The sequence below is a fragment of the Enterobacter sp. V87_3 genome, assembly GCF_029967835.1.
In the GTDB taxonomy this organism is placed as follows: domain Bacteria; phylum Pseudomonadota; class Gammaproteobacteria; order Enterobacterales; family Enterobacteriaceae; genus Enterobacter; species Enterobacter cancerogenus.
In genome coordinates, this window is the sequence record NZ_JASCAM010000010.1 from 107262 (window position 1) to 122388 (window position 15127).

19 protein-coding genes are annotated in these 15127 nt (G+C 52.6%); all 19 read right to left on the reverse strand.

Going from position 1 to position 15127, the window contains the following annotated elements; translation table 11 throughout:
- Window positions 1-198 precede the first annotated feature (198 nt).
- The 19 genes from QLG21_RS01090 to QLG21_RS01180 all read right to left on the reverse strand — a co-directional run bounded on the left by QLG21_RS01090 (window position 199) and on the right by QLG21_RS01180 (window position 15122).
- On the reverse strand, window positions 199-522 hold the full coding sequence (locus QLG21_RS01090) for a hypothetical protein (RefSeq protein ID WP_078310102.1): 324 nt from the start codon (window positions 520-522) through the stop codon (window positions 199-201).
- Entirely contained in the window at window positions 522-761 is a 240-nt protein-coding gene (locus QLG21_RS01095; protein ID WP_282483693.1) for a hypothetical protein, read from the reverse strand. Before QLG21_RS01095 ends, QLG21_RS01090 begins: the two co-directional genes overlap by 1 nt.
- Window positions 762-976: 215 nt before the next feature.
- Window positions 977-2083: an acyltransferase gene (locus QLG21_RS01100; protein WP_282483694.1), complete on the reverse strand. Its 1107-nt coding sequence runs from the start codon at window positions 2081-2083 to the stop codon at window positions 977-979.
- A 68-nt stretch (window positions 2084-2151) separates the two neighbouring features.
- On the reverse strand, window positions 2152-4140 hold the full coding sequence (locus QLG21_RS01105) for a hypothetical protein (protein ID WP_282483695.1): 1989 nt from the start codon (window positions 4138-4140) through the stop codon (window positions 2152-2154).
- A 58-nt stretch (window positions 4141-4198) separates the two neighbouring features.
- Entirely contained in the window at window positions 4199-6676 is a 2478-nt protein-coding gene (locus tag QLG21_RS01110; RefSeq protein ID WP_282483696.1) for a host specificity factor TipJ family phage tail protein, read from the reverse strand.
- Window positions 6663-7079, reverse strand: coding sequence for an NlpC/P60 family protein (locus tag QLG21_RS01115; protein WP_282483697.1), 417 nt, complete (start codon window positions 7077-7079; stop codon window positions 6663-6665). The genes QLG21_RS01110 and QLG21_RS01115 overlap by 14 nt, the downstream gene beginning before the upstream one ends.
- On the reverse strand, window positions 7042-7512 hold the full coding sequence (locus QLG21_RS01120; RefSeq protein ID WP_282483698.1) for a hypothetical protein: 471 nt from the start codon (window positions 7510-7512) through the stop codon (window positions 7042-7044). The genes QLG21_RS01115 and QLG21_RS01120 overlap by 38 nt, the downstream gene beginning before the upstream one ends.
- Window positions 7512-8009 (reverse strand): hypothetical protein, encoded by a 498-nt coding sequence (locus QLG21_RS01125; RefSeq protein ID WP_282483699.1) that lies wholly within the window; start codon window positions 8007-8009, stop codon window positions 7512-7514. The genes QLG21_RS01120 and QLG21_RS01125 overlap by 1 nt, the downstream gene beginning before the upstream one ends.
- Entirely contained in the window at window positions 8009-10609 is a 2601-nt protein-coding gene (locus tag QLG21_RS01130; RefSeq protein ID WP_282483700.1) for a tape measure protein, read from the reverse strand. Before QLG21_RS01130 ends, QLG21_RS01125 begins: the two co-directional genes overlap by 1 nt.
- 54 nt (window positions 10610-10663) lie before the next feature.
- A complete protein-coding gene (locus tag QLG21_RS01135; protein ID WP_048983890.1) occupies window positions 10664-11020 on the reverse strand; it encodes a hypothetical protein in 357 nt (118 codons plus the stop codon).
- Window positions 11020-11400 (reverse strand): hypothetical protein, encoded by a 381-nt coding sequence (locus tag QLG21_RS01140; RefSeq protein ID WP_126811100.1) that lies wholly within the window; start codon window positions 11398-11400, stop codon window positions 11020-11022. The genes QLG21_RS01135 and QLG21_RS01140 overlap by 1 nt, the downstream gene beginning before the upstream one ends.
- Window positions 11401-11447: 47 nt before the next feature.
- Window positions 11448-12140, reverse strand: a complete 693-nt coding sequence (locus QLG21_RS01145; protein WP_282483701.1) for a DUF6246 family protein — start codon at window positions 12138-12140, stop codon at window positions 11448-11450.
- Window positions 12141-12197: 57 nt separating this feature from the next.
- On the reverse strand, window positions 12198-12941 hold the full coding sequence (locus tag QLG21_RS01150; RefSeq protein ID WP_241176511.1) for an Ig-like domain-containing protein: 744 nt from the start codon (window positions 12939-12941) through the stop codon (window positions 12198-12200).
- A gap of 62 nt (window positions 12942-13003) precedes the next feature.
- Window positions 13004-13387 carry a hypothetical protein gene (locus QLG21_RS01155; RefSeq protein ID WP_282483702.1) on the reverse strand — a complete coding sequence of 128 codons (384 nt, stop codon included), beginning with the start codon at window positions 13385-13387 and terminating at the stop codon, window positions 13004-13006.
- Entirely contained in the window at window positions 13384-13848 is a 465-nt protein-coding gene (locus QLG21_RS01160; protein ID WP_045896310.1) for a hypothetical protein, read from the reverse strand. Before QLG21_RS01160 ends, QLG21_RS01155 begins: the two co-directional genes overlap by 4 nt.
- 2 nt (window positions 13849-13850) lie before the next feature.
- Window positions 13851-14201 (reverse strand): hypothetical protein, encoded by a 351-nt coding sequence (locus QLG21_RS01165; protein ID WP_282483703.1) that lies wholly within the window; start codon window positions 14199-14201, stop codon window positions 13851-13853.
- Entirely contained in the window at window positions 14201-14374 is a 174-nt protein-coding gene (locus tag QLG21_RS01170; protein WP_006820518.1) for a hypothetical protein, read from the reverse strand. The genes QLG21_RS01165 and QLG21_RS01170 overlap by 1 nt, the downstream gene beginning before the upstream one ends.
- A complete protein-coding gene (locus tag QLG21_RS01175) occupies window positions 14374-14754 on the reverse strand; it encodes a hypothetical protein (protein WP_282483704.1) in 381 nt (126 codons plus the stop codon). The genes QLG21_RS01170 and QLG21_RS01175 overlap by 1 nt, the downstream gene beginning before the upstream one ends.
- Window positions 14755-14756: 2 nt before the next feature.
- Window positions 14757-15122, reverse strand: a complete 366-nt coding sequence (locus QLG21_RS01180) for a hypothetical protein (RefSeq protein WP_282483705.1) — start codon at window positions 15120-15122, stop codon at window positions 14757-14759.
- Window positions 15123-15127 lie beyond the last annotated feature (5 nt).

The window sequence follows — 15127 nt, forward strand, 5'->3', positions numbered from 1 at the left end:
GCATTAAAGCGTTGAGGCCGCCAGCGTAAGATGCGTTGGGGCTACACCTGCATCGACATCATATGACCATGTAATTTTCATAAACGACAAAGATCGTCCAAGAGCGCACTAAATAACAGATGGTTGCAGTCGTCGAAAACATCAGTCGTCTAAGTTCACCTTAGAACGAGTGCTGTTTCTTGCCCCACATATGCCCCATCACATCACCGGGCACCCGTCATCGTTAAACGCGCGATTGATGAAGAACGATACCCGGCCCAGCACCTCAACCTCCTCCAGCGCTACCCCTTCTATCGCCTCCCCGTCATCGGTGATGAGAGCTTGCCCCATGAGCTTGGCGAACTGGGTCCTGCCTTCACATAAAATGAGCAGAACATCTCCTGGCGCGCTTTTGGCTGCCGGCTCGATGATGGCAAAGCCAACATCTGTTTCAAGCACTCTGCTCTCAGCACCAATATTGCAGATTACTTCTGGCGAGAGTTGGCGCTCGACGTAATCGTTAGCAGGTGATGCAAACCCCATTATTGCACCCTCCCCATGTTGCGTAAGATCCAGTACCGGTTGTCGCTGCCGTCGGTGGTCTTGTCAGCGAAGTCTTTTTGATAGCGCTCTATCCAGGCGTTCGCGTCTTCGCGCGTGTAGTGCCAGTTGTACTCCCGTAGCTTTTCAATGAAGCTGTCTGTGCTCAGGTAGCGATAACCCTTGGGGTTGAGCTGTATGGCCGCAACGAAGGCGGCATGAATGTCTGCTGTGCGTGGCATGTTCACCTCACAAATTAACTGTATATATATACAGTATTATTACTCATGGGTGCAGATCAAGCGAGACGAGAGAAATGATATTTAAGTGGCGGGGATTATTGGAAATTTAGTTGAAAAAAACCCGCAGAAGCGGGTTTTGGCATGATGTGCTAATCTACTTGTGCATTAAACCTTTTTACTCTTTTCCCTCGAACCTTAGCGGGTGCGAGGGTTTTTTATGCTGCCTTTTGACCTGCTTCAACTTCTACAATGCGTGTTCTTTTATCAATGACTGTCACTGCTTTGGCTGCTCTTATTGCCGGAATCTCGATCAGGCGGTAAATTGCATAGCTAATGAGCATCACAACTGGAGCAAATACAAATAGGCAGAACGCGAGCCTTGCATCTTTCGTGATGTTTCCAAGCAGTGGAAAGATGTATTTGCTTGTGATAATGAACAGGATGCCATGAAGAAGATAAACCGGGTACGACACATCACCAAGAAACTTGAGTGCCTTCTCAATGATCGTCTTTTCGTTCGTCTTCAGGTTAAAAACGAAATATGACAGAGAAAGGATTATTAATGTAAACAACAGCCTGTTCCATCCAGTGATAATAGATATCTGATTTCCCTCTGCCGGGATTAGGCAGAAAGCCACAGCGAAAAATGCGATCAGCATGGCGTTGTATCTGTTTGGCATCGATGGATTGAGTTTCATAGATATATGAGCTATTGCCATTCCCCCAGAGAACAGAAGCACTTGATTGAGTGGATTGATATATTTAGCCCATTCCGCGCCGACGTTCGACCCTGGATTTATAGCGATAAAGCAGAAATAAATATAGAAGTAGAACAGTAATATGTTTGAAGCCAAGAAGGCATAACGATTTCTTGATGTCAATATCAATACAGGGAAAAACAAATAAAAGACAACCTCGTTGCCTATTGACCACCCACCAGTGACCATATATTTAGTTGGTTCAAAAATGCCAAATGTTAATGTGAAATTGTAAATGTATACCGGCCAATCAATACGTAGCACCGGAGCGGTGATCACTGCAAGGCCTATCACAAGCGCCATTGCGATCCAATAAACAGGCGCAAGTCTCGCGAACCTTCTCACAAAAAAAGATACTGTTGATTTGAATGTCCACGCAGTGCTTTTGTATGAGATGTACATCGACATGCCGCTAACTATATAGAATATAGACACACCATAAATCCCAAGTTTCCCAAGAATAGTATCTGCTTGAGGCACCCCTACTGTCCATGCCGTGAGGTGGTATAAAAGTATAGAGAGGGCCATAAGCCCTCTCAGATAGTCGATGCTGTGGATTCTCATTTCCAATAGTCCATTGGGAAGCTGCTGATACAAACATTCTACAAACAATGGTATGAGATCTCCACGTCTTATACAGCAAATCCTATAAATACGTCCTGTGCGGCGGCGGCTGCCGTTCCGTTAACATTCACAAGGCCATATACTCTATTGTCTGGTAGGGTGTCGATGCTTGTATTAATCCGCGTTCCAGTAGCGACATATGCTCCAGCAATGGTAATTCTGTATGTACCAGCAGGGATGTTGATTCCGGCATGGGATGCGTAATATGTCCCAGTAGACGATACGTTAACGCCACCCATTGTTGCAAAGAGAGTACCATCACTATTTTGTAGGAGTACGCTCTGAGCACTACCACCTGTCGACCCACCCAGGTTAAGCACAAGGCCCCTGCAGTTATTAATCGTGTTTTTCAAAAAGATAGTCACATATCCACCACCCGTAGTAGCGGCTGTTCCAAATGGCTGACCACCGATATAAGTAACGTTATTAGGAGAGAAGAAAGATAACGGCGCAGATGGTTGCCGTGCCATCATTTGAACAACGGATTCATCCAGATAACACAAGAATGTATCTGATTTCGTTAAAGACACTGTCTCGATGTAGCTGTAAATTGCCAGTCCTTGCCTAGTCAACATAACACCGTGGTAACCTCCGTTACCCGTTGTAACCCTAAAAATCGTTGTTGTCGTTGAGAAAGTCGTTAAATCATAAGTTATGGTTGCTGCCACACTCCCCCTAAACCCACTGAAGATAGATCCTCCGGTTATGCACAGTGCTCCGTCTGACATCTGAACCATCCTTGGTGCTACCCATAACGCGGCAGGGAGAACTGATTGAGCTACCCATCCACTGCTACCAGATAAATCCCTGGTGTATGTGTAGCGCAGGTTTTGAATAGACTGATCAGATACCAGTTGCGTCCTTGCGGCGGCAACAAGAAATTCTTTCCAGTAAAACAAGCTCACTTCAGTGGTAAAAACAGTAGCGTCAGTATTTAAAATATTTGCGGTAAGAGAAAAACTGGTGGGCGTGTCAAAGTTTCCACTGCTGGTATACAGTCGAATACCACCGCCGGAAACTGCATAGCAGGCAACAAGCATTTTTCCAGCAGGCGTGCGAAGAACCTTTCCCCACTGAAAGTAGCCTGTAGCTCCAACAGACGAAGAAGATTGTAGAGCGAGATCTGTACTGAAAATATATATACTACCGCCGTTATATGTTCCAGCAGTAACGTTAAATGCTTGCACCGATACAACTATACGGCGAGATACAGGATCATACATTATGGATGGATCGCGGAAATCATAACCGGCAATTGGGGCAATTATAAACTTCTGCGCCAGCTCCCCATTTTCTTTTTGCATTATTACCAATGAAGATACACCCCCACCATCGTCAAGATGCGAAGTGCTGCATCGATGAATGAATGTTTCCTTCCCTAACACAATACATGAATCGCAGAATGCAGCGTATTGCTTATCTACTTCTGACGAGCTGAACACCTTATTTCTGTCATTGTATAAATACTGCACCCTTCCACTTGTTAATGACACCTGAGAGGTAATAGTATCGATGTCGCCCTGGTGTTCATCAAGAATCCCCTGGACAGTAGACGGGTCTCCAGCACCATTTAACCCGCCGATCATGCCCGCACCGGAAGACGTAGCCAGCATCGCGCGCAGGCTCGCATCACCAATTCCTATCCATGCACCAACGCCAATCCCGCCAGATGTAGTTGGTGTTGACCCGGCATCAACATGCTTGGGTAATGCACCATCCCAGCGATAGTATTCGCCACTATCTTCGTCACGAAGGGCCTGATTTGGCAGTGTGAGGTCCGCTCCGTCCTGGAACGAGTCGACAAGGATCCACCCATATTGCGCAATAGCCTGCTGAGCAAGCCAGCGAAGGCCTTCAATGGTGTAATGTTCGTTACCAAAGCGGTCAACATAGGTGTTAACCAGCGAGGTCACGAATTCATCAACTTTCCCGGCGTTGTATTTCAGGTCGCGCGGCGATTCGCTTGGTACGGGATTATTGGTTGGTGTAGTAGCCATATTGATTCCATAAAAAAACCCGGCACGGTGGCCGGGTTCGGTTGGTCGGGGACGGTTCTTATTGGTAGATGGCGTCGCTGTATTCCGCGACGGTCAGAGATACCGTGTTATCTGTGTTCGGTTTGATGCTGTTGACCGTCCATAGTTGGCTGTCCAGTTCTTCCACGGTAGCTATGAGATAGCGCGACGGGAGTTGCACAGTGTCTCCGTTCCATATGTTGAGCTGAATACTGGGAATTGCTGCGGTGAAGCCGTACTTCGTGTCGGCGCGAGCCGTCGCCGGATAGCGCAGCGTAGGGTTGCCCAGGCTGTCGGTCACCAGCACATACATCGAGCCGCTGAAGGTGATCGGCTCGCTTGTATCGAAGTTATTCCCGGAGCGACCGGTGACGTAGCCGCCTTGCTGGTTGCTGTCGTAGATGTCAGGCATCTGGATGACGCTACCGACCTGGATAATGCCGTCCTCAAACACTTTGGCGTTCATCTTCACGCGCGAGTAAATCAGACGTTTCGTTTCACGCAGCGCGCGCTCCCGAGCCTGATACTCATTACGAAAGCCGACGATCTCCAACTTATTGGGGTTTTCCGCTTCCTGTTCGACGATTGCGCCGTTTAGCACGCGGTAGTTGATATAGGTCTTGTTGTTCGTGGTCGGGTGGACATAGGAGACTTGCACGCCGTCATAACCGCCTGGTAGCGTGGCCTCGTACGTCATTTTGTACTCGCCCGTCTTCATGTTGGCACGGTTGAAAACGGCCGCCGGGTAGTCAACCTTCTGGTCCCGAGTAAAGGTCAGTACGCCGTCATCCCAGTACGCCACGACCGACGCTGCATTGCATATCGCCTGCACGCGATCGCCGAGCGAGTCATTCTCGTCGTCGAATGTGTAGTCGAAGTAACCCAGACGCTCGTCAGGCAGGCTTTCAGCAATCGAGTACAGCCCGTACAGGTCAATGCTGCTTACCGGCTGCTCGCCCATAATCAGCCAGGTGTGCGCCACCGCATCAGCGAACGAGCGAGACGGCCGCAGCGTGTAATCCACAGTCTCGGTGTCGAGGTCGTATGTGATTGTATGTCGCGTCACCAGCGCGTTATATTTGCGCTCACGGCTACCCAGCGCGTTCTCGGTCGCCCTCACTTTCACCCGCACCAGCGTGTCAGTCGGGTGAACCACATTCGTCCTGATGTTGATGCTGTGGATCTCTTCGACCTTCAGCAGTGACGCGTCGCCGGAGTTATCCGTTCGCTGGAAGCTGACCGCGTACTTCCCGAACCCGCCGGTCGGAGTGATCTTGTCAGTGCGATAAAACACCTCACTCGTCGACTGGTGCGGCGTTGTCTGCCGGTACGTAAACGTCTGCTGCGTTCCCGGTACCTGGTTGTAGTCGTCGTCGATTTTCCAGATGACCACTTTCCAGTTGGTCTCTTTCTTCCCGCCCAGGCTGGATTGCGTGTGAAGCCACAGCTGCGTCGACTCGACCGGGGAGAAGAACGGCCCAACCACCAGCGCCTCGTTATCGTTGAGGATGAATTTCGTGGTGTTGATCGTGGCGTTCGCCGGGATATCCTGCGGCCCATCCAGTTGGTTCATCGTAAACGTGTACCAGCGAACCGGATTCACCACTGCGCCGTCGTTTGTTTCAACAGCGGAGATCAGCGTGCCGGAGAATGTCGCGTCAGTAGTAACGTTGCCTGATGCAGTGCTGTACGTCACGTTGATTGTGAACGTTACGGCGTGCGGCAGTACCAGGCCCATGAAATAGTCGAAATCTGACTGCTTAATGATTTTCATCGCTATCTGGCCGCCGGAATACGTTCCGCTAACCACTGTGTTAGCGGTGGCGCTCTCTACCGGAAAATCACTCGCTTCGTTCTGCCCGGGCACCTCCTGCCCGTCTACGTCATCGAACCCGTACCCCTCGACGATCTGCGGGATGACTTCTCCCGGCTGGAAGAACTGGAATTCAGCGCCTGCCAGAGAGCCCAGGCTGGATTCTGAGTAGCGCACGGACTCGTAATCGTATTTACCGATTCCGATGCACATCCATTCCGTGACGTATTTGAGGCCGCCGTCGTTAGCCGTCTGGTGAACGTATTCGAATACTGATTCCTGAATCAGATCGGGAAATGAACGTATCTGGCCGTAAATATCCGGTTTGGCTTTATATACTCGCGCCGTGTTTGTCTGACCGGTCAGGCTATTATTGGGCGAGTCGACAGAGTTTCCGCCGGTGTTTGCGATGGCTGGCTTCGGTGCCAGGAACGAAAATACCTGTCCCACTACTTTAAAGATCGGGCTCAGGATGTCGCCGACAATGCCCTTTGGCTGATCGAAAATCTGGACGGTGTCCAGTTCAGTCAGTTCAAACGCCAACTCATCATCGTCGCCCAGCTTTACGCCGTTGCGGACGATCAGCAGATCGCTGTGAAAGGTAGCGTCATTGGCCGCCAGCCAGTCATAAAAAAGGGTGCCGTTTGGCACCCTGCAACGCAGCTTAGGCGTTCCTGGAAAATTCGATATCTCAACCAGCGCCATATTCGAAAAACTCCACTTTAGTGAATGCCCGCTGAATGACCAGCAACGAGTCCATGCGCACGCTTCCGTTCTCGCCGCGCGAGTGCAGCGCCTGTCTGTTAAGTACCAGACCAACATGCGCCGGTTGCGCGCCGCGGTACCCGACGAATATCCCGCACTCGACGGGCTTATCGACCTGGCGCCAGAAAACGATATCTCCCTGATAGCATGTGAAGAAGTCGGCCCCGGCTTCGTAGTCCGGCGTCTGGTGCAACTCAATGCCGAGGACATGGCGGTAATACAACACGCACAATCCCCAGCAGTCGACTTTCTCGAACGAGCAGGCCCGGTTCGCCCACGGCACGCCGATCACCTTCCGAACAAAATCAGAGGTACTGCAGGCCGGTATATTCCGTTGGGTCATAGAGCCTTCCGATGTTGTTGTTCAGCGGGTTGGTGACTGACAGGGTGACCGATGCTGAGTCAGCATCGATATCCACCGTCTTGACGTATAACTGCCAGGACTTTATCGGCACCGACACATCGCCGCTATCGAATATCTGCCGCGTGGCCGTGATAGCTGCCAGCCTGGCCGCGCCCTTCCACTGCTTCATCAGTGCTTTGATGTCCGACGAAAGCCGCCCTAACTTCACCGTCGCGTCGATCACCGGAGTGCCGCTCTGCTGGCTCTCTTCGATTTCAAAGCGCGCTGGCGTGTACGTCTGGCCTCCTAGTGCCTTCGGGAAGAACTGCTTATCGACCAGGCGGACGTAGCCAAAGGATGGATGGTAGAACGTGATGGTGTCGTACAGCCCGCGCGTCGGCCGCTGCTGCTTATACTCCCTGAAGCTCGGCATTACGGCACCCTCGGTAGTGATTCCGGATCGCGCCCATCCGGATAACCCGTGACAACGATATCCAGCCACGAATCCCACGGCGGCGGCAGCTCAACAATAATGTCGTCGAATTCGTCGTCGGCGTTGTAGAGATGGTTGGCAATAACGGTTCCCGTCCAGGTCACCACCCCGCCGTCGATACTGGTTTGCACCGGCATCTGTGTGAAGTGAAGCTCTTGCAGCTGCAGGCCACTGCCTCCGATATTAACCGGCATGCGGAACCAGTTCAGGCCACGGTTGAGGTAGTTCGGGCTGCGCAGCCACTGCTGGAAGGCCTTCTCCTGGTCCAGGGTAAATATCCAGGTAAGTGACCAGGTCACTTTCAGATCGTCGGTCTGGCTCTGGAAAATTGCCGGGCCGACCGCTGGCTGGTCAGTCAGGAACCCGGTATCCAGCGTCATATTCTTGCTGGCCTTCTGCGCGAGAGGAAGCCAGTCAGGGTAATCAATTATCGGCATTATCCCTGTCCTCTTGGCGTGCGTTTGACATTGAAGTTGCTGGTTATACCGCTGCTAATCGGCCCGCCATTATTCAGGTCCGCGACAATTACATCGACGGTCACGCCGCCATTGGCATCCGTGCCGGCCTGCGCATCGACCGATGATGACGTGTAGTTCTGAATGTTGATTACCACCCCGCCACCTCCGCCTGCAGACATGTCCTTATTGCTGATCACCCGACCGTTGTCACCGGGTATCATGTACTGCTTACCGGTGCTGGCCTGGTAAATTTCAGGCATACCGCCTTCTCCGACCTGGTACATGCCGCCAGCCGAGACAGGTCCGCCATTCTTACGCTTACCAGCCACTCCCATAGCCAGCGCACCGAGAACAGCACCAATACCTATGGCAGCAGCTCCGCCGAGGGTACTTATAGACGCCAGCATAGCCGCAGGCGTCCATGCCGCCGTTTGTGTCGCCGCTGCCGCAGTACTTGCTGCCGTAGTGGTAGCTATGCCTGCAGTTTGAGCGGCTGTCGAAACTGCCACTGCTGACGTCGTTGCTGTCTGGCCCATGATCGCCGACTTAACCCACTCGAGGCCCATCTGCACGAAAGAGTTAACTACGCTGTTCAGGACGGTCATGCCAATGCTTCTCATCGCATCGCTGGCTGACATGCTGCCGGTGACAATGCCGGTTAGCGCGTTACTGGCGACCGATCCGAGAGAATCGAAAGCAGCCGCCGCTGCCTGCGTGGCCGCGTTCTGTTGCGCCCATTCCTCCCACATCGCCGCGTTGCGCTGATCCCGATACTGCTGTTCGATAGCAGCGCGTGCCGCCTCCGCCTCGCCTATCTTCTGCGGATAAAGTTGGGCGTACTGCTGGATGTCAGCGATATCTTTCTGGTACTGGCTATCCAGACCTGCGGTTTTGCTGGTCTTTCCCTGAATCGATGTGAATTTGTTGGCAGCGTCAGTACGTTCTTTTTCTGCCTTGGCCTGGGCACGTAATGCGTTGGCGTTATCCCAGGCCTTCCCGGCCAGTTGCCCGGCCAGCAGTATCTGATCTTCTGTAGCGCTATTCCCGAGAGACTGCTGGGCATTGAGCACGGCCTGTGCGCGCGACAATTCGCCTACGCTTCCAGCAGACAGCTCTGCCTTTTGCCGCAACTCGTCCAGCTTTTCATTAACCGCCTCCTGAGCCTTGGCGTATTTTTCAGCGTCTTTTTCGGCTTGCGTCTTTTTCTGCTTGCCTGTTCCCGCTACCGCCTTTATCTCTATGGGCTTGGTATTAGCTGCAGCCTGAGATGCTTTGGACACAGCCGCTAGGTCTCCTACCAGCATGGCGGCTTTATTGCTCAATCCTGCCAGCGCTTTGTTTTGTGCCTCCCAGCCGTCCAGACCTAACCATGACCAGGTACGTGCGCGGCGTGTGAACATTTCTGCCGTGCTGTTTAGATCTGATATTTGCGCATCTGCTGAAGCAGCCTTGCCCACCAGCCTGTCGAGCGCAGCCGTCATTGAGTCGATAACTGCCACCAGGCCGTTACTCGCACCTGTCGCTTGGTTGACGGAGTCGATCATGGACAGGAATGAGTTTGTAAGTGCAGTGTTTGCCTGAGCCAGTGTACGAGGGAGCTTCTCAAATTCAGCATTCACGGAGCCAGTTTGTTTCTGAATGGCGTTCAGCGCATCTTCTGCTGTCAATTTTCCGTCGAGCATCAGTTGACGCAGTTCGCCGATGCTTACACCCATCCCGGCGGCGATTTGTCGAGCCAGTTCAGGCATTTGCTCCAGAATGGAGTTGAATTCCTCAGCCCGTATAGTGCCAGAGGAGATCGACTGGCCGAACTGACGAAGAGCATTAGCCATTTCCTCGGTTGAAGATCCGCCGATGCGGCCGATTTTCTGAAGTGTCTCGGTGAGCTGAATAATCTGACCATTAGTCGCTCCAGTATCGCGCAACGCTGTGCTGAGGGTTTCCCACAGCTTCGCTGTGTCCTGCAGTGAGCCACCCGTTGCCGAGCTTATGCGCATCAACCCCTGCATTGTCTGTGTGGCGGCCGCGGCACTGCCAGTTAACCTCTCGATCCTGGCCTGCATTTGAGACATGGCGTCAGCCGCTTCAAGGAAGCGCTTACCATATTCGACCACCTGAGAGACAGCTATAGCTGAAGCTATGGCTGTCAGTCCTGTTTTAAGAGATCCCGCAGACGAAGAAGATTTATCTTGCGCCTGTTTCATGTCGTAAAGTTGGCCTGTAAGAGCTGCGATTTCTTTTCTTTGTGCTGCTGTTGCGTTCGCGCCAGCGCGCAGTTCAGCAGCAAGAATCACAGCAGAACGAGCGCCTTTCTTCTCTTTCTCTTCGAGAATAGCAATCTCGTTTCCCAGCGCTTCCATCATTCTTGCTGCAGTTGAACTGTCATCTGCAGCCCGAATGAATGATTTTGCGGTGGCTTTTGTGGATGAATCTACACGCTTAAATCCGGCATTGGCTCTTTCAGCCGATCGTTCCATTCCATCAAGGGAGGCACTGGCCTGTTTCCCGCCCTGTAGCAGCGGTTCAACGTCGGCGCTGATTTCATAAACGATGCTACCGGCGTTCTTCTCACCTGCCATATCTTTCTCCGGGCATAAAAAAACCCGCCGGAGCGGGTTATTAAGCTAAATTATTTAAGCTTCTCTTTTACCGAATGCATATCCCAAGGCCAACGTAAGTATTGGGGTAAATATTGACCAGACATCTTTAAGGGCGCTCACAATGTCAAATTTTTCAGGCGAATCAAGATCGAATGAAAAATGAAAAAAAACAAGCAATAAACAAATACTAAATAACCCACCTAGATAGAAGCAGTATTTTAGAGTTGTCCAAATGAATGAGTCTTTTGCGTGCTCACCAGTTCCGATCTCTTTGGCAATCGTTCCTGCAACACTAACGCCGCCTAGTCCACCTTGATGTACAGAAGGAGTTGTAGTTTCGGTATTGTTGTTAGGTATATCCGGTTGAGATGCAACAAAAGGCTCCGACATTACGCCCCCTCATAAAGAGAAAAGTTAGTAATGACAGAGATTTGGTTTTCACCGATTTTTCTGATAAAAGAATGCCAAGCTAAAAATAACTTCAATCCATTAGATTTTTTACCAATCTCCGCAGGAATAACAAGACCTACAGCTTCATTCATAATAGGTACAATTACCTTGTGAACGAAAAATACTTCTCCATTCCTAAGGTATGCATTAACCCCCTGTTTATTAGACTCACTTTCGGGCAAGATTACTGTTTCAATTGAAATGGCTAACCCGTCATAAACAAGTTTTAGAGGCTCAGAAGTCGCCGATGGATTAATAATGCTATGAAAGCAACCTGACTCTAATAGCGTTTTACCATTTGCATTGGCTTTTACTAACATTTTAACCTACTGATAAGCTATATGACATTTACGATGATATTACCACCCTAAGTAGTAGTCTTACTACTCTTGAGAATGCCAGGGGATCTTCTGGCCTTTTGTTTAGCCAGGTAAGCCTCCGCGATGCTGTCGTACTCATCGCGTGTGAAGCCTTTCTGGTCCGGATATTTCGCCGCCAGTAGCATCTGAAATTCGGTCATCGTTAACTGCGAGGCTTCGGCCCGGTTCATGCCAAAATGGCTACGTGCAGCGCTGATGTAGTCGAAGGCCTTAAACTCTGTCGTTCGCTCGCCTGTTTCGTGTCGCTGCAGTTGGCGAACCTTGGCCTTACCGACTACACCGTGCTGCATGAGGTGCTGCGCCAGCACGATAATGTCGTTCTTCGGCATCTGGCCTGGGCGGTAGACTACGCAGTTCCGCCACCCTTTCCACTCGCCGATCATTGGCGTCAGGTCGTCCTCGCAGCATGCCTGCAGCACCAGCATGCACGTTGATAACAGCTTCTCAGCGGCGCGGTTGAATGATGGTGAAAGCCATTCAGGAAAGCGCCCCAGCGTGCCAGCGCAAACCTCAATCAGCTGAGCAACATCATTGCCGTGTATGGTGGCGTACGTCTGCACAATCTCTTCCGGGGTGCCGATCCTCGTCATAGCCTCGAAAGACGGCCTGAGCAGATAATCTTTCCCACCATCGCGGCTGTCGCTGATAGATAGTTCGCCAATATCGGTTAAAGCGGTCATAGGCCTTCCAGTAAACGGTCATTATCAAGGGCAGCACGCCGCCCTTTGGAATGTCCGTTAGGTAACGGTAACCGTATGCACTGCCACAAAGTTGCCGTCTTCGGTGTTGATGATGATCTGCGCGCTGCCGGTGGCGACGCGGTTCACAGTGACTGTGGTACCGGATGCTGAAGCAGTAGCTTTTGTTGGATCGGTAGATGCGACGGTGAAGTCTTTGTTGGTTGCGCCGGTTGGTGCGATATTCACCGTGAAGGTGCTGGTACCGCCCGCCGCGCCAGTGCTGGTAGCCGGAGTTACCGTTACGCCAGTCACCGCTACAGCAGTCAGCTCGTTCACTTCGATGGTTGTGGCATCGCCTACTTTGAACTCGGTGGAGAATGTGACGATATCGTTGGTACCACCGTCTGAGCTCAGCGCCGTGATGTTCATGTAGCCGACGAATTCGACCGGGCCGTAATCCATGCGCACCCAGATACCGGGCTGGCGCTTGGCCTTCAGCTCGTCAGCGAAATACTTGATGAACTTGCCGACGCCGTACTGATCCAGCTTGTCCTTCTTGCGCACTTCACCTTCAAAGCTCAGGGTGAAGTCACTGTTGGTGATGATGGTCTCGACATAGCCGCCGCCGTCATCCGCATCAGAGGTAACCGAGTTCGGGTTGAAGTCGAAGCCTTTCGACGTACCAGCGGCCAGCGCCATCCACTCAGATTCAAGTGGCTTGACGTCCGGGCAGCCATCGGCGACTTCCAGCACGACCGCACCGCCGAACAGGCGCTCGTTCGAGTTCTGGCAATTAGCCATGTGAAACTCCTCTTTGACGTATAAAAGAAAACCCGCCGGAGCGGGTTATTTGGTTGGGATGGCTATTCGCCGTAAGTGCAGGCGAACTGGAGTCGGAAGACTATTCGCCCTTCTTCTGTGAGCACCGGCGCGGGAATTGCGCCCATGTTCTGGATGTAGCCGACACACTCGTCAGCCATGGGGTTGGCCTGGACGTAATCGACGATTCGCTGCACAGCGTTTAGTGCGTCTTTGCGCTTATCTTTCGCGCCGACAACGTCGACCAGGACGTGATATTCGGATCCGAGATCAGTGCGGATATTCGACCCGCCGTTTGGCCTGAATACCATGATCGCCTTCGACTGGTCGTCCGGGTCGTCGTACATCAGCTGCTGCACCGTGAAACCGGTAGTTAGCCCGGCGCCGCCGAACATGTTGCGCACCCGCTCGTGCATCATGGGTGTCATAGCGAAAGCTCCTTGCGCATCACCGCATCAACGTTATCGCGCTCGTCATTCGCGCCTTTGGTCAGGAATTGCGGCTCACCATGAGGATCCCAGTAGTTGCCCTTTCCGGTGCCTCCGCCGAACTCTTTCGGTTTCTGCGGGCCGAACTCAGACCTGTTGCTGGTCACGCCGAAGTGCGCGCGCGGCTGGCCTTTCAGTTTGCCTGATGCCTCATGAACGTACGCGGCATAGTTGGCTGAGTAACCGATGCGCCCGGTGATGAGAACCCCGCCAGCGTCGATTTCGCGGAACTGGCTATTAATCAGAGTTGAGGTGTCGATCGGGGTGTAATATGCCGCCCGGGTGCCGATAAGCATCATCGCCGACTGCAACGCGCGGATTACCTTGCGCCCCTTAACGTCGTTGATGACATCGTTCAGGTGCTTCTTCGCCTGGCTAATGCCCTTCACTTTGATACCCATGGCTACACTCCCGTCAGGATGGCGTAATCATCCGCAAGGCGCTCGAACGTATCGGCGTAACGGATGACCTGCCGAACCTCGTCAGCACCGGCCACAACCGGGTCCGCTTCGGTCGATACTCCAATCAGCAAGTAATCACCTGCGGCCGCCAGAGCGAACTCCGTCCAGACGGTATTCTTCACGACGATTTCAGCGCCCAGACTGGCTAACTTCTTGCTGAGCCCGCCCTCGTAATCACAGAGGATTTGCTCAGGTTCGGCATATACTTTCGGGTCGCCGTATTCGTCATTGCCTTCCAGCTTGCGCCAGATGGTGGCTTTGGCGGTGTAGGACCAATTTGCTACCGATGACATCAGCCCTCCTTCCAGCGCAGCACCTTCGCGCCAGTCGCCCGGATGCGCGGGCAGTTGATGAACCACTCGCCGTCCGATTTCACGTAGCCGGTAGTCTCCCGCCCGGTGTCGGTCATCACCCAGACGCGGGTAAACGAGCGCGGCAGCCCGTGCTTAACTGATTTGTACGTCATCAGCAGCCCCCGACCACCATGAACAGGCCGACACTGTTACCAGCGCTGATTGGCAGCTCACCGGTGCATCCGCTGGTATCAAGCCGGGACAGCGAGTCGCGCAACCATGTGATGCTGTCGTCGCCATATTCAAACGAACGGGACGCTCCAGACGGCGCACCCTGTGATTTAATCCGGCGCGCGCCGGACGACGTAGCCATAAGCGCGGCGGCGTACATCAGGATCAGCTTAGCGGTGCACTCGTCATACCCCGCGCCATCGAGGCACGGGATAATCTTGTTCACTACGCAGAGGATCGGCTCCAGTAGCGCGCCCGGAATGGAGTAACCCAATTCACCGAGGAACGCCTGCACGTCTGCCGCTGTGATTGGGTCAGCCATGGTTATTTCGCCTTCTTGATAGCTTCTGCCAGTGCTGCTTCGGCTTCGTCAGCGCGTTTGGTTTCTGCTGCAAGCGCGTCGGCGTGAGCCTTGTCTTTTGCTTCACCATCGGCGATTAGCTTTTGGTTCTGCTCCAGCGCGTCGGCGAGTTGCTTTTGCAGGCCAGACAATTCCGCAGAGTGGGCTGAAGGAGTTGCCACTTCGAAGGAAAGTTTTTCACCTTTCTTCTTGTCGGTCTCCTTCGCCTTACCATTTTCCAGCCAGCGCTCAGCCGTTGCGTCGTCTACTTCGACCACCGAACCAACCTCCAGTTTGCGGAGGTTGGCACCGGCGTGCAGATTGCTTGCCACGATTTCTACCAGTGCCATGATTT